The following is a 22,192-nucleotide window of genomic DNA, read 5'->3' as shown; positions in this document are numbered from 1 at the left end:
GCATTACCATTGATAACTGACGAAGATCTTGCCGTTGCGGCCATCCTGCGGGATGCCCTGCGGTGACCAGTAGGCTTTGTCGAAGGCGTTCCCCAGCATGAGGGTGGTGGTGATGCCTTTGAGCTGCTGCTGGCCTTTATAGCTAACGTAGAGATCATTCACTGCGTAGCCCGGCTGCTCGCTGTAGCTGCTGCTGATGTGCGTTGAACGTTCGACGAAGGTGCCGATCCAGCCCACGGAGAAGCCGCTTTGCGCCACCGGGATATCCAGCTTGCTGGTGACGGTGTCCGGGTTAATGCTGGAGATATATTCGCCCGTGTCGGTATCTTTTCCTCGCGTGCGGTTGTAGGCGACGTCGAGGTTGAACAGGCTGGTTGCGTAGGTTGCCATCATGTCCCAGCCCCAGATTTTGGCGTTCGGTACGTTATAGGACATGGTAGTCGCCGCCGCAAAATCCACGGTGGTGGAGATGTAATCTTTCGCGTTGGTGTCGAAATAGCTGGCTTTGAACTCCAGCGCGTCGTTGGCGAGCAGCAGATCGTCAAAACGCAGCCCAAAACCGAACTCCTGGGTTTCGTTAGTTTCCGGGCGCAGGTTCGGGTTCGGCACCCAGTAGTTGGTGTAGAAGCTGCCGATAGAGAAGTGCTTCGCGTCGTTATACATCTCGCCCATCGTTGGCGCGCGGAAGGCCTGAGCGTAAGAGCCGAACAGCATCAGCCAGTCGGTCGGACTCACGGTTAACCCGGCGCGTGATGACCATTTATCCGCATCCACGTCATCATAGCCGTCGCTGCTGCCGCGATAGTTGTCGTAACGCGTCCCGCCGAGAAGCGTTACCGGCAGGTCGCGCAGGGTGATCTCATCCTGCAACCAGCCAGAGCTGAAGTCGATTTTCGCGTCCGGGAAGCCGGTGGTCGCGCCGCCAGGGTGTTGCTCCTGACGATAGTATTCCCCGCCGTAGGTCAGCAGGTGCGAGGCGAAGGCGTCGCTGAACAGGCGGGTACGGTTTTCCACTTTGCCGCCTTTGGTGGTCTGTTTACGGAACTCGCCGCTGGCGTTGATGTTCTGGGCGTTGATCCGCGCTTCGGACCAGTAAATTTTCGCATCGGCGTTCAGCCAGTCGTTTCCGGCTGGCGCAATGCGGTAGCCAAGCTGGGCATCGCGCTGGATGGTGGAACGATCGGTTATCGGGTTACTGCTGCTGGCATCCGTGGTCTGCGGGTTTTTCGGCTCCTGCGCGTCGTTGTTATAGTAGCGCAGGGAGCCGCTCAGCGTCTGCGCCGGATCGATTTTCCAGCTGCCTTTCGCCAGCATATTGTTGATGGATTCGTCGTTTGGTGCCCTCGCGCCGTCGCTCTGGCGAATATCGCCGCGATCGCGGCTGGACCAGGAGACCAGACCGTCCAGGGTATCGGTGCGGCCATAGGCGCTGGCGCCCATCCCGATGCTGTGATCGCCCGTTGCGCCGGTAGCAAAGACGCGATAGCCGCTGTTTTTACCCGCATCCAGCAGATCGCTGGCGTCGACGGTGTCATACGAAATCACGCCGCCCAGCGCACCGCTGCCGTACAGCAAGGCGGAAGGGCCGCGCACCACTTCGATACGTTTGATCAGCGCCGGATCGAGGAACGTGCTGTTCAGGTGTCCGGTATCGGTACCCTGGCGTACGCCATCCACCAGCACCAGTACGCCACGGCGGTCATAGCCCCGAAGGTTAACGTCCTGGCCGTTGGTGCGCCCGGTGCCGTCCAGCATCAGACCGGGCACCTTGCGCAGCATATCGGCGGCTGAGCTGGTGGTCTGGTTTTCTGGCGCGGTGGCGTCAATCACGCTCACCATCATGGGGGCTTCAAAGGCGCTGCGGGCATTGCCGGTGGCGGTGACGGTGATCTCGTCTGCGGCGGCAAACGTAACGCCCGGCAGGGTGCTGACAATCGCCAGCGCCAGAAGAGACGGACGTAGAGACGCGGATTGCAGGTGTGGCATAGCAACTCTCCATAAGAAGTGAAAAGCGCTGGCTGCCTGGGGATCACCTGGGTGGCTGGCGAATGTTTTTGTGGTTTATTTAGTCAGGATCAGTTTTCCGGCATTGGTCTGGCGCAGCAGGTAGTGCTGCCCGTCATGCACGATAATCACCCGTCCCTCGTCACCCAACAGGCTTTTGCTGTCGATGCGGCGATCGGTGGGAGCAGGGGACGGCGCTGTGTGTGTTTTAGTTGGCGTTGCCGTGCTGTTATCGGTCGGTGACATAATGTTTATAAATAACAATCAATGTAACAATGATAATCATTATCAATAAACTGCAAATTCACGGCAAGCGTTTTTGTGAAAATTGTGTGACGGGATCAAATTTGTGCAATGAAACGCCCGGTGGCGGCTACGCCTTACCGGGCCTACAACGGCACGGATCGTAGGTCGGGTAAGCGCAGCGCCACCCGACAATAACATCAGAAGCGAGAATCAACCGCCGCAGCCAGCTTCTCCAGCAGCAGCTCGCTGTCTTCCCAGCTCAGGCACGGATCGGTGATTGACTGCCCGTAAACCATCTGCTGTCCGGCGACGATCTTCTGGGTACCTTCTTTAATAAAGCTCTCCGCCATAATTCCTGAAATGGCGGTCGAGCCGCTGCGGATCTGCTGGCAAACTTCTTCGCAGACGTCCAGCTGGCGGCGGTGCTGTTTCTGGCAGTTGCCGTGGCTGAAATCCACCACCAGATGCTCCGGCAGGTCAAATTCCGCCAGCGTTTCGCAGGCAGCGGCAATATCGTCTGCATGGTAATTCGGTTTTTTACCGCCACGCATAATGATATGTCCGAACGGGTTGCCGCTGGTCTGGTAGATGGTCATCTGGCCGTTTTTATCCGGGGAAAGGAACATATGGCTGGCGCGTGACGCACGGATGGCATCGACGGCAATTCGGGTATTGCCGTCCGTTCCGTTTTTGAAACCCACCGGGCAGGAGAGCGCCGACGCCATTTCTCGGTGGATCTGGCTTTCGGTGGTACGCGCCCCTATCGCGCCCCAGCTAATGAGGTCGGCAATAAATTGTCCGGTCACCATATCCAGAAATTCGGTGGCGGTAGGCACACCCAGCTCGTTAACCTGTAACAGCAGCTTACGCGCCAGGGCAATACCGTGATTCACCCGGTAGCTGCCGTTCAGGTCGGGATCGGAGATCAATCCTTTCCAGCCCACCACGGTACGCGGCTTTTCAAAGTAGGTCCGCATCACGATCTCAAGGCGATCCTGATATTTTTCACGCAGCGTCTGAAGGCGTTTCGCATAATCCATCGCCGCGTCCAGATCGTGAATGGAGCAGGGGCCAATCACCACCAGAAGCCGTTTGTCTTCACCATTGAGAATTTTTTCGATGCGGCGCCGGGAGGCCGTCACATGGTCCGCCACCTCGGCGGAAACGGGGTGCAGCCGGGCCAGTTCAGCCGGTGTGACCAGGCTATCAATGCGCGCGGTGCGCAGTTCGTCGGTTTTGTTCATGGAATGTCTCAGAAATTTTTTGCTTCATCGGCAGACTACCGGGAAGTGATGGGCATCACCTTAAACCAATCCCTGCTGATTTCAAGTTCGGGGCACGTCGCCCCGAGGATGGCATGATAATAACTGAAACTGGATTAATGTACTAGCATATTAGTACATGCGGCGATTCAGCCCCATGATATCGAGGATCTTGGTGGCAATTTCTTCTACTGAATAGTTGGTACTGTTCAGCCAGGGGATCTGGTTTTTTCGATACAGCGCTTCGACTTCAGAGACTTCCATACGGCACTGGCGCATGGAGGCGTAGCGGCTGTTCTCGCGACGTTCTTCGCGGATTGCTGCCAGTCGCTCCGGGTTGATGGTCAGCCCAAACAGCTTATGCTGGAGCGGCTTGAGCGCGGCGGGCAGCACCAGGTTATCCATATCATCGGCAATAAAGGGGTAGTTGGCGGCGCGAATGCCAAACTGCATCGCCAGGTAAAGGCTGGTGGGGGTTTTACCGCAGCGCGACACGCCGAGCAAAATCACCTGCGCCTGGTCCAGATTGCGCAGCGAGATCCCGTCGTCGTGCGCCAGGGTGTAGTCAATGGCGGCAATACGCGCATCGTATTTGGTCAGGTTGCCCGGGTTCAGCCCGTGGGTACGGTGGGCGATGGGCGTCGGGTCCAGCTTCAGCTCGCCTTGCAGCGGCGCGACCAGCGCCTGCACGATGTCCTGACAGAAGCCCTCGCTTTGCAGAATGATGTTGCGGATCTCGGGGATCACAATGGAATAGAACACCAGAGGACGAACGCCGGTCTGCTGGTAAATGGCGTCGATCTGGTCCTTGACCGCTTTGGCCCGGCTCTCATTTTCCACGAACGGCAGCGTGATGCTGTTTATCGACACGGGAAACTGCGACATCACCGCGTGTCCCAGCACCTCGGCGGTAATCGCCGTCCCATCAGAAATATAAAAAACGTGGCGATCGACAGCATTATCCATTTTATCCACCCTGAATAGCGTACGTAATTGCCTGAAAGCATAAATTAAAAAAGTTAATTTCACAGCAAAGAACTTATCTGAATTTAAAATGAAATGGTGTTTTTGATTTTCCTGAAAAGTGGATTTCATTTTTCGAATAGCGGCTTTATTTCTATGGTTTTTGCCGGAATCTATAGGAATCATCGGGTTAGCGAGTGCGGGGAAACTGTCCGAAAAGTTGAAAATTTAAATTGCTTACACGATTCACCGTTTTTTTAGCGGAAATAAATATGCCAGTATAAATACGTAGTCAGGTGTTTCTTACTCCGATCAAATATCACAAAAGGATTGTTTCGATGTCCAACAATGGCTCGTCACCGCTGGTGCTTTGGTATAACCAACTCGGCATGAATGATGTAGACAGAGTTGGGGGCAAAAATGCCTCCCTGGGTGAAATGATTACAAATCTGTCCGGTATGGGTGTCTCCGTACCTAACGGGTTTGCCACCACCGCCGATGCGTTTAACCTGTTTTTAGACCAGAGCGGTGTAAACCAGCGCATTTACGACCTGCTGGATAAAACGGATATTGATGATGTCACCGAGCTTGCCAAAGCCGGCGCGCAAATCCGCCAGTGGATCATCGACACACCTTTCCAGCCGGAACTGGAAAAAGCCATTCACGACGCCTACAACCAGCTCTCCGCTGACGACGCGCAGGCCTCTTTTGCCGTGCGCTCCTCCGCTACCGCGGAAGATATGCCGGATGCCTCTTTCGCCGGACAGCAGGAAACCTTCCTCAACGTCCAGGGTTATGAGGCGGTACTGGTGGCGGTGAAGCATGTGTTTGCTTCCCTGTTCAACGACCGCGCCATCTCCTATCGCGTCCATCAGGGCTATGATCACCGCGGCGTGGCGCTCTCCGCGGGCGTGCAGCGTATGGTGCGCTCCGACGTGGGTTCCTCCGGCGTGATGTTCTCTATCGACACTGAATCCGGTTTCGACCAGGTGGTGTTTATCACCTCCGCGTGGGGGCTGGGCGAGATGGTGGTGCAGGGGGCGGTGAACCCTGACGAATTCTACGTACACAAGCCTACGCTGGCGGCAAATCGCCCGGCGGTGGTGCGCCGCACCATGGGCTCGAAAAAAATCCGCATGATCTATGCCCCGACCCAGGAGCATGGTAAGCAGGTCACCATTGAAGATGTGCCGCAGGAGCAGCGTGACCGCTTCTCCCTGACTGACGCCGAAGTGGAAGAGCTGGCGAAGCAGGCGGTGCAGATCGAAAAACACTATGGTCGTCCGATGGACATCGAGTGGGCGAAAGACGGACACACCGGCAAGCTGTTTATCGTGCAGGCGCGTCCGGAAACCGTCCGTTCACGCGGTCAGGTCATGGAGCGCTACACCCTGCACGCGCAGGGCAAAATTGTCGCGGAAGGCCGCGCAATTGGTCACCGCATCGGTGCCGGTCCGGTGAAAGTGATCCACGACATCAGCGAGATGAACCGCATTCAGCCCGGCGACGTGCTGGTCACCGACATGACCGACCCGGACTGGGAACCGATCATGAAGAAAGCGGCTGCCATCGTCACCAACCGCGGTGGCCGTACCTGTCACGCGGCTATTATCGCCCGTGAGCTGGGGATCCCGGCGGTCGTCGGCTGTGGCGACGCGACCGAACGCATGAAGGACGACCAGAACGTGACGGTCTCCTGTGCCGAAGGCGATACCGGTTATGTGTATGCCGATATCCTCGACTTCAGTGTGAAAAGCTCCAGCGTGGATACCATGCCGGACCTGCCGCTGAAGATCATGATGAACGTCGGTAACCCGGACCGCGCGTTTGACTTCGCCTGCCTGCCGAACGAAGGCGTGGGTCTGGCGCGTCTGGAATTTATTATTAACCGTATGATCGGGGTGCACCCGCGTGCGCTGCTGGAGTTCGACGACCAGGACGCAAAACTGCAAAACGAAATCCGCGAGATGATGAAGGGTTACGACTCGCCGAAAGAGTTCTATGTCGGACGCCTGACGGAAGGGATCGCCACGCTTGGCGCGGCCTTCTACCCGAAACGCGTGATCGTGCGTCTGTCGGACTTTAAGTCCAACGAATACGCCAACCTGGTGGGCGGCGAACGTTACGAGCCGGAAGAAGAGAACCCGATGCTGGGCTTCCGTGGCGCCGGACGTTACGTGTCGGAAAGCTTCCGCGACTGCTTCGCGCTGGAGTGCGAGGCGGTAAAACGCGTGCGCAACGACATGGGGCTGACCAACGTGGAAATCATGATCCCGTTCGTCCGTACCGTGGATCAGGCGAAAGCGGTGGTGGATGAGCTGGCGCGTCAGGGTCTGAAGCGCGGCGAGAACGGGCTGAAGATCATCATGATGTGTGAAATTCCGTCCAATGCCCTGCTGGCCGAGCAGTTCCTGGAACATTTCGACGGTTTTTCCATTGGTTCGAACGACATGACGCAGCTGGCGCTCGGTCTGGATCGCGACTCCGGCGTTGTCTCTGAGCTGTTCGATGAGCGTAACGAGGCGGTGAAAGCGCTGCTCTCCATGGCCATCCGCGCGGCGAAGAAACAGGGTAAATATGTCGGGATTTGCGGTCAGGGTCCTTCTGACCATGAAGACTTTGCGGCCTGGCTGATGGACGAGGGCATTGATAGCCTCTCCCTGAACCCGGACACCGTGGTGCAAACCTGGCTGAGCCTGGCAGAGCTGAACAAGTAAAACCTGCATAACCTGAAAAAGGCGAGGATATCTGTCCTCGCCTTTTTTATTTTCCTGCGAATATGCTCACCATCACAAATAAAGCAAAAAACCAAATATCATAATTTATCTGTTAATTTAGACAATTGTTAGCGGGCAAAGCGTTGCTAATACTTGAGCCTTACCGCGTACCGCCTTCGGGCTGATGCGCGACTGGTTGAAATACGTTTTAACCTGATAAAAAAGGCAAATAACAATGACAATCTCCTCTGTATTACGTACAAAAGATAAAATAGGTTATGGCCTGGGTGATATGGCCAGCGCGCTGGTCTGGCAAACGGCAACGTTATTTCTCGCTTATTTCTATACGGACGTATTCGGTTTACCGGCGGCCATTATGGGCACCATGTTTTTAGTGGTGCGCGTGGTCGATGCGTTTGTCGACCCGTGCATTGGCGCGCTGGTGGATCGTACTCAGACGCGCCACGGTCGTTTTCGTCCCTGGCTGCTCTGGTTTGCCATTCCGTTTGGCGTGAGCTGCCTCATCACCTTCTACGTACCGGATGCCGGGGCGACGGCAAAAATTGTTTATGCCTGCGTGACCTATGCCATCCTGAGCCTGATCTACTCCGCGATTAACGTCCCTTACTGCGCCATGCCCGGCGCGCTGACGCTCGACCCACGCGAGCGCCACTCGCTGCAATCCTGGCGCTTTGGCCTGTCGTTTATCGGCGGGTTGATTGTCACGGTCATCGCGCTGCCGCTGGTCTCTTTATTAGGCCAGGGTAATGTGCAGAAAGGCTATTTCTATGCCATGAGCCTGATGGGGCTGCTGGGAATCGTTTTATTCTTCTGCTGCTTCTTTATGACCCGCGAGCGTTACTCTCCGCGCAATGACACCTCCGGCTCAATGCTGACGGATTTAAAACTGCTGGCTGGCAACAGTCAGTGGCGAATTGTTTTTTTGTTTAATATTTTACTGTTAACCGCCGTCGTAACGCGTGGCTCAGCGACCATGTATTACGTTAACTATGTTCTGTTACGTCCGGAACTGGTCTTTGCCTTTATTGTTTCCGGCATGGTGGCATCCTTAAGCGGCGCATTATTATCTGAACGCCTGCTGGGGAAATTTGACCGCGTTCGCGCGTATCAGTGGACTATTATTTCCTTCGTTATTTTTGGCGCGCTGATTTTCTTCATTCCCCCTTCGCAGGTGTGGCTGATATTCGGTCTGAATATTGTGTTTAGTTTTATTCAGAACCTGACCACGCCCCTGCAATGGACCATGTTCTCCGATGTGGTGGACTACGAAGAACACCGGAGCGGCCGCCGTCTGGACGGGCTGGTCTTTTCTACCGCCCTGTTTGCCATCAAGTTTGGGCTGGCGCTGGGTGGGGCGGTGGTCGGCTGGGTGCTTGGCATGGTGGATTACGCGCCTGGACAGGCAAACCAGGCGCCTCACGTCCTCGCAACCATCAACGCCCTGTTTACCCTGATCCCCTGTGTGCTGTTCCTCTGCATGGTGGCACTCCTTGCCATCTACAAACTTAACAGCCGGCTTGTGGACACTATCGCCCGGGAGCTGGCCAGCAAACGCGATATTCGAAACGATGCGGGGCAGCTCAGCCCGGCAACCCAATCCGCAATACAGGAGTAAAACATGACGGCTATCTATAAGGACGCGGGACGTCCCGTACATGAGCGTGTCGCCGATTTACTGGCGCGTATGAGCCCTGAAGAGAAATTCGCCCAGATGCACGCGTACTGGCTGATCCTCGACGAAAATGGCAACCATCGCGAGCGCAGCGATTTGAGCGATGAATTCGCCGGTGTGAGCGAACAGGCGTCCCTCAGCGAACGGCTGAAGCTGGGTGTCGGCCAGATCACCCGACCGCTCGGCACGCACATTGTGGATGCAAAAACCGGCGTGCGAGCCGCCAACCGTCTGCAACGCATGATGATGGAGGAGACCCGGCTCGGCATTCCGGCGCTGTTTCATGAGGAGTGTCTGGTGGGGCTGCTGTGCAAAGATGCAACGCTGTTCCCGTCGTCGCTGAACTACGGTTCCACCTGGGATCCGGCGCTGGTACAGCGCGCAGCGGAGCAGATCGGCAAAGAGGCTCGATCCGTCGGGTGTCAACAGGGGCTGGCCCCGGTGCTGGACGTTTCCCGCGACGTGCGCTGGGGGCGTACGGAAGAGACCTTCGGTGAAGATCCGTGGCTGGTGGGGGTGATGGCCACCGCCTACGTCAAAGGCTTGCAGGGTGATAAGCGCGATCTGCTGGCGACCCTGAAACACTACGTCGGCCACTCCTTCAGCGAAGGGGCGCGCAACCATGCGCCGGTCCATCTCGGTTTCAGCGAGCTAAACGATACCTTCCTGCTGCCCTTTGAAATGGCGGTCAAGCTGGCGAACGCCGGTTCGGTGATGCCCGCCTATCACGACATTGATAATCAGCCAGGGCACAGCGACCACTTCCTGCTCACCACCGTACTGCGTGAACAGTGGGGCTTCGACGGTATTATCGTGGCGGATTACGGCGGCGTCAGCCTGCTGCACCAGCACCACGGGGTTTCTCACGATCCCGCGGAATCAGCGGCGCTGGCGTTTAACGCCGGGCTGGACGTGGAATTGCCAAAAGATGACTGCGCGCGTCATCTGGCGGAAGCGGTAGAGCGTGGGCTTATTTCGATGGCGAAAGTGGATGAGATTGTGGCGCGTGTGCTGAGTGAAAAATTCCGCCTCGGGCTGTTTGAAAAACCGTACGCCGACGAAGACAGTATTGATTTGCAGAATGAGGCGACGCGGCAGGTAGCGCGCGAGGTGGCAACAAAATCGATAACGCTGCTGGAAAACAACGGCATTTTGCCCCTCAACGGGAAACCTCGTGTAGCGGTAGTGGGGCCAACGGCAGACGATCCGCTGGCGCTGCTGAGCGGCTACAGCTTCCCGGTGCACCTGATCATCAGCGATATGGTTGAAGAGACCTCGCAGGTGACTACTCCGCGCGCGGCGCTGGAACAGTATCTTGGTGCATCGCAGATACGTTACGCCAAAGGGTGTCACATTATCGAAAAACGGATGGCGGGCGCGCCAGTCTTTCCTGGCGACAGCGGCGGTAAACCGATGCAGCAGTCGCCGGTTTCACAACGCACGGATCTGATCCCCGACGCCGTAAGCGCGGCGCAAGAGAGTGACGTGGTGGTGGCCTGCGTCGGTGACCTCGCCGGACTATTCCAGAGCGGCACCGTGGGGGAAGGATCGGATACCGATTCGCTGGATCTGCCGGGCGTGCAGCAACAGCTGCTGGAGGCGCTGGTGGCAACCGGTAAGCCGGTGATTGTCGTCATGACGGGCGGGCGACCTTATAACCTTCAGGGGCTGGAAGATAAGGTGGCCGCGCTGATGCTGGCCTGGGCGCCGGGGCAGGAAGGAGGCTGGGCGATTGCCGATGTCTTAACCGGTCGTGCGGAGCCGCAGGGCAGGCTGGTCGTGAGCGTACCGAAAAGCGCCGGGGCGATGCCGTACTACTACAACCACAAGCTGAAAAGCGGCGGCACGCCGTTTGCGTTCCATTTTGGCGCACTTTACCCGTTCGGTTACGGTCTCGGCTGGACGCAGTTTAGCTGGGGCGCGGCCCGCCTGGCTGAAAGTCGCGTCCCGGTCGGCGGAGAGGTGGTGTTAAACGTCGATATCACCAACACCGGGGAGCGCAGCGGCAGTGAAGTGGTGCAGGTGTATGTGCGCGATAAGGTCGCCACGCAGGTGCGTCCGCTTCAGGAGCTGAAAGCGTTCCAGCGCGTTACGCTTTCACCAGGAGAAACCGCCACGCTGACCTTTACCCTGCCGGTAGAGATGTTCAATTTCACGCGCCGGGACGGGAAGCGAATCGTCGAGCCAGGGGAATTTGAGCTACAGGTTGGCGCGTCCTCGGCGGATATTCGCGAGGCAGTAACGGTACAGGTAACCGGAGAGACGCGGGTGCTGGCGGGGGAGTGGCGAATGCTCAGTCGCTGTGACATGACCCGGGCGTAAAAAGGATAAAAAAAAGCCCATCGTGGGAGATGGGCAAAGACTACACACAGCAATTCGTTGTTTCACTCAGGGGATTTCCATGCTTATAAATCAAGGTGTTGATTTATAACCGTGTCTTAATAGTAGGCATGCCAGGATTTTGAGTCGATCGGATTCGTCTCAATAGTTAAAGGGAGGTAAAGATTTCTTGAACAGAATGACGGTTTTAGGCAGGAAAAGGCGGGTCTGACCAGTGCGCAGAGAATAAATAGTTTAGCAACGTTTAAGTATTCCTGCACAGAGTGTAGGCCGGGTAAGCGTTAGCGCCACCCGGCATACGTTCTTACTGCGCGTTCTTATCTTCCAGCTCTTCAAGTTCGCTTAAGATGACGTCCGGATCGGTTCCCGGCGGCGGCACTTCATGCACCCAGGCGGAGAAGAGTCGCCAGGTTACCGCAAGCAGCACTGGACCGATGAACAGACCAATCATGCCGAAGGCAATTAACCCCCCGATCACCCCGGACAGGATTAATATCAGCGGCAGGTCAGCGCCCATGCGAATGAGCAGCGGGCGAATCACGTTATCCATGGTGCCCACCACGCAACTCCAGACCAGCAGCACCGTGCCCCAGGTCGTATCCCCCGTCCAGTAAAGCCAGATGATGCAGGGAACCAGCACCAGCAGCGGACCGAGCTGTGCCAGACAGGTCATTAGCATGATGACGGTGAAAATGGTGGCATACGGTACGCCGGAAATCGCCAGCCCGATTCCGCCAAGCACCGCCTGCACCAGCGCTGTGACCACCACGCCGAGCGCCACCGCGCGGACGGCCTGGGCTGCCAGCAGCACGGCGGCGTCGCCGCGTTTACCTGCCAGGCGGGTGGCGAAATGACGTATCCCCAGCGCAACCTGCTCGCCGCGCCAGTAAAGCAGGGCGCTGAAGACCAGCATCAACGCACAGTGCATCATGAAGCGACCGATGTGCGCAGCCTGCCCCACAAACCAGGTGGTGGTTGTCCCGATGTACGGTCGCACTTTGGCCATCAGGGCGCTACCGCCCATCTCCAGCAGGCTATGCCAGCCGCTGTACAGTTTGGCGCCCACAACCGGAATGCTGTTCAGCCACGCGAGATCCGGCAGCGTCATGTCACCGCTGGTGACCGCACGAATAACCGGGCCGCTGCTGTCAACCAGGCTGTTAACCAGCAGTGCAATGGGAATGATGAACAGCAGGAATAACAGCAGCGTCATCACCAGCACGGCCAGGCCGCGGCGACCAAACAGCAGCTTCTGCAAACGTAAGAGTAAAGGCCAGGTCGCGACGACGACGGTCGCGGCCCAGGCAAATCCGAGCACGAAAGGGCGAACAATCCACAGACACGCAATAATCATAATGGCTAAGAACAGCACCGATAGCAGTATCTGCGCGACATCCCTGGGCTGACGAAGGTTGACCATAAACAAAACTTTCCTTAAATGAACACCAGCAAGGCTGATGGGAATATAAACCGCTTCTCTCTAATCATTAGTGATTTCAGCGATTTTTGACAGGCGGATTTTGCCCGTAATTCTACGAAGCACATAAGAAAAAAATGTGATAAAACTTTCCAGACACAACGCAAACGATTTCACACTATTCTCATTAGGGTCGACAGCAATGATCCCACAGATTTCTCAGGCACCGGGCGTCGTTCAGCTGGTGCTTAATTTTTTGCAGGCACTGGAGCAACAGGGTTTTACAGGTGATACCGCCACCGATTATGCCGACAGGCTGACGATGGCGACCGATAACAGTATTTACCAGCTTCTTCCCGATGCCGTCGTTTTCCCGCGCTCTACCGCCGATGTAGCGCTCATCGCCCGCCTGGCGTCGCAGGACCGTTTCAGCTCTCTGGTCTTTACCCCGCGCGGCGGCGGGACAGGCACCAATGGGCAGGCGCTGAACCAGGGCATCATCATTGATATGTCCCGCTATATGAACCGCATCATTGAGATCAACCCGGAAGAGGGGTGGGTACGTGTGGAAGCGGGGGTCATCAAAGATCAGCTGAATCAGTTTTTAAAACCTTACGGCTATTTTTTTGCGCCGGAGCTTTCCACCAGTAACCGCGCGACCCTTGGCGGGATGATCAACACCGATGCCTCGGGGCAGGGCTCATTGGTCTACGGCAAAACCTCCGATCACGTCATGGGTGTGCGGGCGGTGCTGCTGGGGGGCGATATTCTCGATACCCAACCGATGCCGGTCGAACTGGCTGAAACGCTGGCAAAAGAGAGCACCACCAGCGGACGGATTTATCGTACCGTGCTGGAGCGCTGCCGCGAAAATCGCGAACTGATCCTCGACAAATTCCCGAAGCTTAACCGCTTCCTGACGGGCTACGATCTGCGTCATGTCTTTAATGACGATCTGAGCCAGTTCGATCTTACCCGCGTGCTGACCGGGTCAGAAGGGACGCTGGCCTTCATCACCGAAGCGCGACTGGATATCACCCGGTTGCCAAAGGTGCGCCGTCTGGTGAACGTCAAATACAACTCCTTTGACTCCGCCCTGCGTAATGCACCGTTTATGGTGGAGGCGCGGGCGCTGTCGGTGGAAACCGTCGATTCAAAAGTCCTGAACCTGGCCCGGGAAGATATTGTCTGGCATTCGGTGAGCGAACTGATTACCGACGTGCCGGATAAAGAGATGCTCGGCCTGAACATCGTCGAGTTCGCCGGGGATGACGCAGAGCTTATTGAGAGCCAGGTGAGCACGCTCTGCCAGCGTCTGGACGAGCTGATTGCGCAGGGGGAAGGCGGCGTCATTGGCTGGCAGCTGTGTAACGATCTCTCTGGCATCGAGCGAATCTACGCGATGCGTAAAAAGGCGGTGGGGCTGCTCGGCAACGCGAAAGGGGCGGCGAAGCCGATTCCGTTTGCGGAGGATACCTGCGTGCCGCCGGAACATCTGGCGGATTATATAGTGGAGTTTCGCGCGCTGCTGGACAGCCATGGTCTGAGCTATGGCATGTTCGGGCACGTCGACGCGGGTGTGCTGCACGTGCGCCCGGCGCTGGACATGTGCGATCCGCAGCAGGAGATCCTGATGAAGGAGATCTCCGACGAGGTCGTGGCCCTGACGGCCAAATACGGCGGCTTGCTATGGGGCGAGCACGGCAAAGGGTTCCGCGCCGAGTACAGCCCGGCATTCTTTGGTGAACAACTCTACGCCGAGCTGCGTAAGGTGAAAGCCGCATTTGACCCCGATAACCGCCTTAACCCGGGAAAAATCTGCCCGCCGGAGGGCGTTGATGCGCCGATGTTGCAGGTGGACGCCGTTAAGCGCGGCACCTATGACCGACAAATTCCGATTGCGGTACGCGCGTCCTGGCGCGGCGCGATGGAGTGTAACGGCAACGGGCTGTGCTTCAACTTCGACGTGAAAAGCCCGATGTGTCCGTCGATGAAAATCACCAGCAACCGCATCCACTCCCCGAAAGGGCGTGCGACGCTGGTGCGTGAATGGCTGCGCCTGCTGGCCGATCGCGGTATTGACCCGCTCAAGCTGGAACAGGAACTGCCGGAAAAACGCGCCAGCCTGCGCAGGCTTATCGAACGCACTCGCAACAGCTGGCATGCGAACAAAGGTGAATACGATTTCTCTCATGAAGTGAAAGAGGCTATGTCCGGCTGCCTGGCGTGCAAGGCGTGTTCAACCCAGTGCCCGATTAAAATTGACGTACCGGAATTCCGTTCCCGCTTCCTCCAGCTGTACCACACGCGTTATCTGCGCCCGATGCGCGATCATCTGGTGGCGACGGTGGAGAGTTACGCGCCGCTGATGGCCCGTGCGCCAAAAACCTTTAACTTCTTTATCAATCAGCCGCTGGTGCGCAAACTGTCTGAAAAACATATCGGCATGGTGGATTTGCCGCTGCTGTCGACGCCATCGCTCCAGCGTCGGCTGGTGGGGCACCGCTCGGCGAACATGACCCTGGAACAACTGGAAGCATTAAGCCCTGAGCAGAAAGCGAAGGTGGTGCTGGTGGTGCAGGATCCGTTTACCAGCTATTACGATGCGCAGGTGGTGGCTGATTTTGTCCGGCTGGCCGAGAAAATCGGCTACCAGCCGGTGGTGCTGCCGTTCTCCCCGAACGGCAAGGCGCAGCACATTAAAGGCTTCCTGACCCGCTTTGCGAAAACCGCGCAGAAAACGTCAGATTTCCTGAATCGCGTGGCGCAGCTCGGCATGCCGATGGTGGGCGTCGATCCGGCGCTGGTGCTCTGCTACCGCGATGAATACAAGCAGACGCTCGGCGATAAGCGCGGTGATTTTCAGGTCTTACTGGTGCACGAATGGCTGCCTGCGGTGCTGACGCAAACGGCCCCTCAGGAGGTCAGCGGAGAATCCTGGTATCTGTTTGGGCACTGTACCGAAGTGACGGCGCTGCCGACGGCGCCTGCCCAGTGGGCTTCTATCTTCGCCCGGTTTGGCGCGAAGCTGGAAAGCGTCAACGTGGGCTGCTGCGGCATGGCCGGAACCTACGGCCATGAAGCCAAAAACCACGCCAACTCGCTTGGCATCTATGAACTGTCATGGCATCAGGCGATGCAGCGCCTGCCACGCAACCGCTGTCTGGCGACGGGCTACTCCTGCCGCAGCCAGGTGAAACGGGTGGAAGGTAACGGCGTTCGCCATCCATTGCAGGCTTTACTGGAGATTATGGGATGATCTGGAAACGTGCGGTCACGCTGGAGGCATTAAATGCCATGGGCGCGGAGAACATGGTCGGTTTGCTGGACATCCAGTTCACGCGCATTGGCGACGACGAACTGGAAGCAACGATGCCAGTAGACCGCCGCACTCATCAACCGTTTGGTCTGTTGCACGGCGGCGCGTCCGTCGTGCTGGCTGAAACGCTGGGGTCGGTGGCAGGCTACCTCTGTACGGAAGGAGAGCAGAAGGTGGTGGGGCTGGAGGTTAATGCCAACCACATCCGCTCCGTTCGCAGCGGACGCGTGCGCGGCATCTGCCGCGCACTGCATGCCGGAAGCCGTCATCAGGTGTGGCAGATAGAGATTCTGGACGAACAGGATAGCCTGTGTTGTTCATCCAGGCTGACGACGGCCGTTGTGTAAAGTTTCCGGATGCCTTGCTTTTGGTCAAAAAATAGCCGCCCGATTGTGATATACTGGTCACGTTTTGAACATAAGCGAGGACATCATGGATACTGAAATAACCCCAACACAGCTGGCAATTGAATATTTACGTCGCGATAAAAGCAATCTGTCTCCCGCGCAGTACCTGAAAAAGCTGAAACAGCTTGAGCTGGAATTTACGGATTTGCTGGCGCTCTCTTCTAACGAACTGAAAGAAGAGATCTACTTTGCCTGGCGGTTGGGCGTTCACGTCCATTAAGCAGTGAAGAAAAGGCCGCAAACGCGGCCTTTTTAGTGTCTGACATTCAGTATCTGGCAGGCAGTTTGTTAATTTTAATGAGCCGGCCTTCTTCCATTTCGATGAACCCGCCCGTTTTCAGGTCAGCCAGTATGCGCATTACGCCGCTGCGGGAAAGCTGGGTTTTATCCCTGATATACCTTTCCGCCGTCACGCTACGTCGGTAGCTGTCATCTTCCTGCATCAGCAGCACGAGCTGGTGGCGAATCATTTCGTATGCGGTTGGCGCGCCTTTCGGCATGACATTGTGATAGAGGCGGTTGTAAACAAACATCAGATGATTAGAAAGCAGCCCCCACAGCGCGTTCTCTTTGATAATTTCAGCCACCCGATCGGTCGTGAGCACACCGATCAGGCAAGGCGTCACCGTTCTGAGATAATCGGTAAAATAGATGTCCGTCAGGTTAGCGAGGCCAAACAGGGCGGGACTGCGCGCCGTCGAAAGCATCATATCGTCGCTTCTTCTGTATATAGCGACCGTGCCCTCAAGAATTAAATAACACATGCTCTGCCCGTTAACCTGGAGATCAAGTTGCTCGCCGGGATCGGTTTTATGCGTGGCGCAGTGCGGCTGTAAATGAGAAATCAGTTCCTGAGCATAGGGAGAGCCGCGATGCGATGGTTTATCAGAAGACATAGCGTTAACCTGGAAAGAGATAGTACTTCCTATAGTGTCGCTCTTCTTTTCCTCCTTCTCCAGAGATAAATACAGCCTCAGTACTTACGGGGTAAATGATGGATCTCTAATAGCACGCCGCGCTCCATGGTGATGTATTTCCCTGTCCGCAACTCCGCGAGGATCCGCATAATGCCGCTGCGTGAAAGATAGGTACGGCTTTTGATATAGGCTGCGGCGGTTATGTTTTGTCTGATGGCTTCCGGCTCCTGCATCAGCTCGACCAGCTGAAAGCGGATAATGTCATAAGCCGACATTTGCGATATCTGGGCGCAATGTTCGTAGACGCGCGATGCGGTATAGATCAGCAGGTTTGAGAAGTGTTCCCATAAATTCTGTTGTGCGACAACACGATTAAAACACGCCAGCGAAACGCTGGCCACCTCTGAGGTTTCCAGCGCTCTGACGTAAAGGTGTTCAGAAGAAAACTGGCTGCTCACGCCGAGTATAAATGGCGCGGATTCAGAATTTAAGACGATACCATCACCGCGACGGTGCAACGCCACGCTGCCGTGTAACAGTAAAAAGCACTGACGGATATCCCCGGCGTAATAATGGATAACTTCCCCCTTAGCAATAATGTGTCTCTCTGCATGCGGCACAACATTATCGATTAACTTTTCAATGTGCTTGAAAGGCTTAGCGCCAAGCGCTGTTGACTTATCAATTTCTGACTCAGGCACGAATCGGGTATTCATTTGAGACCTCACTCACTGATGCGATCATTTTTTGATCGGCATAGAGAATTATCTTAAAAAACAGTAAGTCAGGGAATATTCGCGGCGAGTCTAATTATAGACTTACCTATTTCGGAGTGTTAATTAATTGAATTTTAAAATTTTTTAACTCAGGTCTAAAAGTAGACCATAGCCAATATTCTTAAGGTGTTTCCGAATGAATATGTTTTGTATTTGTTAAAAGAGGGTCTACAGCTAGACCTCAAAATTGATTGTATGCGGAAAAAGAGTTGTATAAATTTTAACTCGTCGGAAGGGCTTTTATTTCTGAAATTGAATGTTGGTAATAAATAAAGTAACACAGGATATAAAATCATGAATAAGAAATTGATGATGGCAATGTTAGCGGCAAGTTCAGTACTCACCATGACAAATGCATTCGCAGCGGCCGGTACCGTTAATTTTAACGGAAACATTCTGGATTCTGCCTGCGATGTTGATGTGGCATCCCAGAACCAGGTGGTGGTATTAGGCGATTATTATAAAACGGAATTCCCGACGACCGGGGCGAGAACGGCGGCGACGCAATTCAATATTATTTTGAAAAACTGTCCGGTGACGGTCACGAATGCAAAAGTCCGTTTTGACGGCACGCCGGATTTAACCAACGCCAGCCTGCTGGCAATTGATGCCTCCGTGGCAGGGGCGGCCACGGGGGTGGCGATTAACCTGATGACGGCAGATAAAGCCGATCTGCCGCTGCACGGCAGCAACAGCTATACCTATGCACTCAGCAGTACGGCTGATAATACGCTGAACTTCTACGCGCAGTATATCTCCACCGCGGCATCCGTGACCGCTGGCCCGGCTAACTCGGTCGCAAACTTCTCCGTGGTATACAACTAAGTCATTGCAGTAATCAGCAGGGGGCCGCCCGGCCCCTTGTTTTATGAGGTATTAAAATGCGTTTTATCATGACAACAGGCCTGGCTATGGCGCTGTTACCGCTGACGTTAACATCCGCCAGTGCAGGCGTGATTATTGGCGGCACCCGTATTATTTTTGATGGGGCTAAAAAAGAGGCGTCAATAAGTATTACCAATCCTGATAACGTTCCTTATTTAATCCAGTCGTGGATTGACGTTAAGGATGAGCAATCGGGTAAAGTGCCTTTTATTATTACGCCTCCGCTGTATCGTCTGGATGGCGGGCAAAAAAACCTTGAGCGTATAGTCATGACAGGCTCGCTGCCTCAGGGGCAGGAGAGTTTATTCTGGCTGAACATTAAAGCCATACCGTCAGCCTCGAAGCAGATGAACTCGCTGCAAATTGCCGTTAAAACGCGCATCAAACTTATTTATCGGCCAGAGGGTCTTCGTGCGTCTACTCCCGAGGACCAGGCCAACAAATTAACCTGGCGTCGTGCCGGGAATACCCTTCAGGTAAATAACCCAACGCCGTACGTGATTAATTTCAATGAAATCACGTTGGGGGATAAAAAACTTAACGACGTCACCTACGTGATGCCTTCAGGCTCCGCTAGCTTTCCGCTACCGAACGGGGCCAGTGGCAATGCGCTGACGTTTAAAGTTATTAACGATTATGGTAGTCCCGGCGAATTACACCGGGCCAGTTTGTGATCTCCTTGCATTAACCAGGTGCTCGTCATGACAACGGCATTTAATACAATGCAGCCTGCGCCCCTGGCAATTTTTATTGCCTTCGCGCTTGCTGGTGTCTCTCCCGCACTGTATGCCACTGAGACCTTTAATACAGAACTGGTAGAGCTGGATAACCCCGGAATGGGAAAAGCGGATTTATCTGCCTTTGAATCCGGCTCGCAGGCACCCGGGACATACCACGTTGATATTATTCTTGACGATCGGCTACTGGAAACACGTGATATTCGTTTCATGGCAGTGAAAGATGCTAACGGCGGGGAAACGTTGCGGCCGTGCCTGAGTATCGGGCAGTTAAACGCGTGGGGCGTGAAAACGGCGCTTTTCCCACAGCTCGCCGCTGAGCAAGGTGAATGCGCAGATCTCAAGGCGATTCCACAGGCCAGCGCAGACTTCCAGTTTGGCGCCCAGCGTCTGGCGATCAGCATTCCACAGGCGGCCATTGACCTGCCTGCCAGAGGTTACGTTCCACCGGACATGTGGGATGAAGGCATCACTGCGGCCATGCTCAACTACAGCCTTAGCGGCGCGAACAGCCGGGCGAGAAGCGGGGCTGGCTCCCGCAGCGACAGCCAGTATGCAAACCTGCGGCCGGGGATCAACGTCGGCCCCTGGCGGCTACGCAACTACACCACCTGGTCCCGCGATGCGTCCGGCCAGGATAAGTGGGATAACGTCTACACCTGGATGCAGCGCGCCATTATTCCCCTGCAAGCCCAGCTCACCCTCGGGGACAGTTCCGCGCCTGCCGATGTCTTTGACAGCATGCCGTTTCGCGGCGTCCAGCTGGCCTCCGACGACGATATGCTGCCGGATTCCCTGAAAGGGTATGCGCCGGTGGTCCGCGGTATTGCGCGTACTAATGCGCAGGTCGTGGTACGTCAGAATAGCTATCAAATCTACCAAAGCTATGTGGCGCCGGGCGCGTTTGAGATCGCGGATATGTACCCCACCGGCGGTGCGGGCGATCTGGATGTGACGATCGTCGAAGCCGATGGCAGCGAACAACATTTTACCCTGCCGTACGCTTCGTTGCCGGTCCTGCAACGGGAGGGGCGTCTGAAATACGCCCTTACCGCCGGGCAGTATCGCGCCTATAACCGCAGCGTGGAGAAAACTCCCTTCGGGCAATTGACCGGAATTTACGGCTTCCGCCACGGCATCACGCTCTATGGCGGCGTCCAGGGGGCAGATAAATACCAGTCGGCGGCCCTGGGGATGGGCAAAAACATGGGCGATCTCGGGGCGATATCCGCTGACGTCACTCAGGGCTGGTCAACGCCGGAGCATGCCGCGAAAACAAGCGGTCAGTCGTGGCGGGCCAGATACAGCAAAAATTTTATCAATACCGGGACAAACTTTTCGATTGCCGGGTATCGCTACTCGACCCGCGGCTATTACGGGATGCAGGACGTACTCGATTCGTACGGCGACAGCAGCGCGCTTCAGGACAGGCGGCGTAACCGTGCCGAGCTGACGATGAGCCAGACGCTGGGGGGCAACCTGGGCGCGCTCACCCTCAGTGCGGCGCGGGAAGATTACTGGAATGACGGTAAGTCGATGGCTTCGTGGAGCGTCGGCTATAGCAACTACTGGCACAACATCAGCTATGGCCTGACATGGACCTACAGCAAAAATGTCCGCTCGGGGTCAGAGATGCGCGACAGCCAAAAAAACGCAGACCACGACCAACTGCTGGCGCTCAACGTCAGCATTCCGCTGGATAAATTTTTGCCGCAGACATGGGCTAACTATGGCATGAACGCCAGCAGAAATAACGGGACGACGCATAACGTCGGCCTCAACGGGGTGGCGCTTGAGAACCGTGCCCTGAACTGGAACGTGCAGCAGGGTTACGGCACAGAGGGTGTGGGCTATACCGGCAACGTTAACGCGGACTACAGAGGCACCTATGGCGAATTCACGGCGGGATATGGCTATGACAAAAACAGTGAACGCCTGAATTATGGCCTGCAAGGCGGCATTCTCGCCCATGCTGATGGCATCACGCTCTCTCAGCCGCTGGGGGAGACCAACGTCTTAATCAAAGCGCCGGGCGCCCACGGCGTGGATATCCGCAATCAGCCCGGTGTTCGGACAGATTTTCGCGGTTATACGGTCGTGAGCAACCTTTCTGTCTACCGCAAAAACGATCTCACCCTCGACCCGGAAAATATGCCGGACGATGTCGAGCTGGAGATCAACACCCGCACGGTAACGCCGACGCGGGGGGCGGTGGTGAGAGCCGATTATCTTCCGAAGTCAGGACGCCGGGTGCTGATGACCTTAACTGACAACGACCGCGCCGTTCCGTTTGGGGCGGTGGTCACCCTTGTGGGTGATGACAGCGGCAGTTTTATTGTCGGCGATCGCGGTCAGGTCTATTTAACCGGTATGCGCGAGCAGGGAACGTTAGTCGCGACATGGGGGAGTCAATCCAGCCAGCAATGCCGCGCTGATTTCACGCTGCCGAAACACTCAACGTTCGGTGGGATCGCTGATATGCGCGCTACCTGCCGTCAGGAACGCTAAC

Annotated in this window: 16 protein-coding genes and 1 other RNA gene; 9 read left to right on the top strand and 8 right to left on the bottom strand. The window is 55.9% G+C overall.

All coding sequences use genetic code 11. The annotated features are described in order from the left end of the window. Positions 1-3: 3 nt before the first annotated feature. The 4 genes from BH712_RS04460 to ppsR all read right to left on the bottom strand — a co-directional run bounded on the left by BH712_RS04460 (position 4) and on the right by ppsR (position 4,478). Entirely contained in the window at positions 4-1,986 is a 1,983-nt protein-coding gene (locus tag BH712_RS04460; RefSeq protein WP_006809062.1) for a TonB-dependent hemoglobin/transferrin/lactoferrin family receptor, read from the bottom strand. Positions 1,987-2,061: 75 nt separating this feature from the next. Beyond that, the gene (gene hemP / locus BH712_RS04455) at positions 2,062-2,250 is read right to left on the bottom strand and encodes a hemin uptake protein HemP (RefSeq protein WP_032673515.1); all 189 of its coding nucleotides are present in this window, start codon (positions 2,248-2,250) and stop codon (positions 2,062-2,064) included. A gap of 197 nt (positions 2,251-2,447) precedes the next feature. Beyond that, positions 2,448-3,494 (bottom strand): 3-deoxy-7-phosphoheptulonate synthase AroH, encoded by a 1,047-nt coding sequence (gene aroH, locus BH712_RS04450; RefSeq protein WP_006809060.1) that lies wholly within the window; start codon positions 3,492-3,494, stop codon positions 2,448-2,450. A gap of 150 nt (positions 3,495-3,644) precedes the next feature. Next, positions 3,645-4,478, bottom strand: coding sequence for a posphoenolpyruvate synthetase regulatory kinase/phosphorylase PpsR (ppsR, locus tag BH712_RS04445; protein ID WP_032673514.1), 834 nt, complete (start codon positions 4,476-4,478; stop codon positions 3,645-3,647). Between the two features lie 335 nt (positions 4,479-4,813). Here ppsR and ppsA point away from each other — a divergent pair, with 335 nt between their 5' ends. The 3 genes from ppsA to BH712_RS04430 all read left to right on the top strand — a co-directional run bounded on the left by ppsA (position 4,814) and on the right by BH712_RS04430 (position 11,207). After that, positions 4,814-7,192 carry a phosphoenolpyruvate synthase gene (ppsA, locus tag BH712_RS04440; RefSeq protein WP_006809058.1) on the top strand — a complete coding sequence of 793 codons (2,379 nt, stop codon included), beginning with the start codon at positions 4,814-4,816 and terminating at the stop codon, positions 7,190-7,192. A gap of 235 nt (positions 7,193-7,427) precedes the next feature. Continuing rightward, positions 7,428-8,828 carry an MFS transporter gene (locus tag BH712_RS04435; RefSeq protein WP_006809057.1) on the top strand — a complete coding sequence of 467 codons (1,401 nt, stop codon included), beginning with the start codon at positions 7,428-7,430 and terminating at the stop codon, positions 8,826-8,828. Positions 8,829-8,831: 3 nt separating this feature from the next. After that, on the top strand, positions 8,832-11,207 hold the full coding sequence (locus BH712_RS04430) for a glycoside hydrolase family 3 N-terminal domain-containing protein (protein ID WP_006809056.1): 2,376 nt from the start codon (positions 8,832-8,834) through the stop codon (positions 11,205-11,207). 5 nt (positions 11,208-11,212) lie between these two features. Here BH712_RS04430 and rprA read toward each other — a convergent pair. Together rprA and ydiK are read right to left on the bottom strand one after the other, a co-directional pair. After that, positions 11,213-11,320, bottom strand: an RNA gene (gene rprA / locus BH712_RS04425) — antisense sRNA RprA. A 209-nt stretch (positions 11,321-11,529) separates the two neighbouring features. Next, positions 11,530-12,645: an AI-2E family transporter YdiK gene (gene ydiK / locus BH712_RS04420; RefSeq protein ID WP_006809055.1), complete on the bottom strand. Its 1,116-nt coding sequence runs from the start codon at positions 12,643-12,645 to the stop codon at positions 11,530-11,532. A 199-nt stretch (positions 12,646-12,844) separates the two neighbouring features. Here ydiK and ydiJ point away from each other — a divergent pair, with 199 nt between their 5' ends. From ydiJ to BH712_RS04405, 3 genes are all read left to right on the top strand, one after another. Continuing rightward, positions 12,845-15,901 (top strand): D-2-hydroxyglutarate dehydrogenase YdiJ, encoded by a 3,057-nt coding sequence (ydiJ, locus tag BH712_RS04415; protein WP_006809054.1) that lies wholly within the window; start codon positions 12,845-12,847, stop codon positions 15,899-15,901. Continuing rightward, positions 15,898-16,308 (top strand): 1,4-dihydroxy-2-naphthoyl-CoA hydrolase, encoded by a 411-nt coding sequence (gene menI / locus BH712_RS04410; RefSeq protein ID WP_006809053.1) that lies wholly within the window; start codon positions 15,898-15,900, stop codon positions 16,306-16,308. Before ydiJ ends, menI begins: the two co-directional genes overlap by 4 nt. An 85-nt stretch (positions 16,309-16,393) precedes the next feature. Next, on the top strand, positions 16,394-16,588 hold the full coding sequence (locus tag BH712_RS04405) for a YdiH family protein (protein WP_003857766.1): 195 nt from the start codon (positions 16,394-16,396) through the stop codon (positions 16,586-16,588). Positions 16,589-16,634: 46 nt separating this feature from the next. Here the strand turns inward: BH712_RS04405 and BH712_RS04400 are convergent, their stop codons facing one another. Continuing rightward, positions 16,635-17,264 carry a helix-turn-helix domain-containing protein gene (locus tag BH712_RS04400; RefSeq protein ID WP_006809051.1) on the bottom strand — a complete coding sequence of 210 codons (630 nt, stop codon included), beginning with the start codon at positions 17,262-17,264 and terminating at the stop codon, positions 16,635-16,637. Between the two features lie 77 nt (positions 17,265-17,341). After that, positions 17,342-18,001, bottom strand: a complete 660-nt coding sequence (locus tag BH712_RS04395; RefSeq protein WP_006809050.1) for a winged helix-turn-helix transcriptional regulator — start codon at positions 17,999-18,001, stop codon at positions 17,342-17,344. Positions 18,002-18,355: 354 nt separating this feature from the next. On the opposite strand from BH712_RS04395, the gene BH712_RS04390 reads away from it, so the two are divergent. Genes BH712_RS04390 through BH712_RS04380 form a run of 3 tightly spaced genes read left to right on the top strand, consistent with a single transcriptional unit; the run spans position 18,356 to position 22,191 of the window. Then, positions 18,356-18,886: a fimbrial protein gene (locus tag BH712_RS04390; protein WP_006809049.1), complete on the top strand. Its 531-nt coding sequence runs from the start codon at positions 18,356-18,358 to the stop codon at positions 18,884-18,886. A 56-nt stretch (positions 18,887-18,942) separates the two neighbouring features. After that, on the top strand, positions 18,943-19,620 hold the full coding sequence (locus BH712_RS04385; protein WP_006809048.1) for a fimbrial biogenesis chaperone: 678 nt from the start codon (positions 18,943-18,945) through the stop codon (positions 19,618-19,620). 27 nt (positions 19,621-19,647) lie between these two features. Next, positions 19,648-22,191, top strand: coding sequence for a fimbria/pilus outer membrane usher protein (locus tag BH712_RS04380; RefSeq protein ID WP_006809047.1), 2,544 nt, complete (start codon positions 19,648-19,650; stop codon positions 22,189-22,191). Position 22,192 lies beyond the last annotated feature (1 nt).

The organism is Enterobacter hormaechei ATCC 49162 (assembly GCF_001875655.1).
Taxonomy (GTDB): domain Bacteria; phylum Pseudomonadota; class Gammaproteobacteria; order Enterobacterales; family Enterobacteriaceae; genus Enterobacter; species Enterobacter hormaechei.
The sequence above is the reverse complement of the archived record's forward strand: the minus strand, read 5'-3'. Positions and strand labels throughout refer to the sequence as shown.

What these genes read in the sequence shown, in the direction of transcription:
- BH712_RS04400 (WP_006809051.1), bottom strand. Translation starts at nt 17,264, where the DNA reads ATGTCTTCTGATAAACCATCGCATCGCGGCTCTCCCTATGCTCAGGAA.
- hemP (WP_032673515.1), bottom strand. Translation starts at nt 2,250, where the DNA reads ATGTCACCGACCGATAACAGCACGGCAACGCCAACTAAAACACACACA.
- BH712_RS04435 (WP_006809057.1), top strand. Translation starts at nt 7,428, where the DNA reads ATGACAATCTCCTCTGTATTACGTACAAAAGATAAAATAGGTTATGGC.
- BH712_RS04460 (WP_006809062.1), bottom strand. Translation starts at nt 1,986, where the DNA reads ATGCCACACCTGCAATCCGCGTCTCTACGTCCGTCTCTTCTGGCGCTG.
- BH712_RS04430 (WP_006809056.1), top strand. Translation starts at nt 8,832, where the DNA reads ATGACGGCTATCTATAAGGACGCGGGACGTCCCGTACATGAGCGTGTC.
- menI (WP_006809053.1), top strand. Translation starts at nt 15,898, where the DNA reads ATGATCTGGAAACGTGCGGTCACGCTGGAGGCATTAAATGCCATGGGC.
- ppsA (WP_006809058.1), top strand. Translation starts at nt 4,814, where the DNA reads ATGTCCAACAATGGCTCGTCACCGCTGGTGCTTTGGTATAACCAACTC.
- BH712_RS04405 (WP_003857766.1), top strand. Translation starts at nt 16,394, where the DNA reads ATGGATACTGAAATAACCCCAACACAGCTGGCAATTGAATATTTACGT.
- ppsR (WP_032673514.1), bottom strand. Translation starts at nt 4,478, where the DNA reads ATGGATAATGCTGTCGATCGCCACGTTTTTTATATTTCTGATGGGACG.
- ydiJ (WP_006809054.1), top strand. Translation starts at nt 12,845, where the DNA reads ATGATCCCACAGATTTCTCAGGCACCGGGCGTCGTTCAGCTGGTGCTT.
- ydiK (WP_006809055.1), bottom strand. Translation starts at nt 12,645, where the DNA reads ATGGTCAACCTTCGTCAGCCCAGGGATGTCGCGCAGATACTGCTATCG.
- BH712_RS04390 (WP_006809049.1), top strand. Translation starts at nt 18,356, where the DNA reads ATGAATAAGAAATTGATGATGGCAATGTTAGCGGCAAGTTCAGTACTC.
- aroH (WP_006809060.1), bottom strand. Translation starts at nt 3,494, where the DNA reads ATGAACAAAACCGACGAACTGCGCACCGCGCGCATTGATAGCCTGGTC.
- BH712_RS04395 (WP_006809050.1), bottom strand. Translation starts at nt 18,001, where the DNA reads ATGAATACCCGATTCGTGCCTGAGTCAGAAATTGATAAGTCAACAGCG.
- BH712_RS04385 (WP_006809048.1), top strand. Translation starts at nt 18,943, where the DNA reads ATGCGTTTTATCATGACAACAGGCCTGGCTATGGCGCTGTTACCGCTG.
- BH712_RS04380 (WP_006809047.1), top strand. Translation starts at nt 19,648, where the DNA reads ATGACAACGGCATTTAATACAATGCAGCCTGCGCCCCTGGCAATTTTT.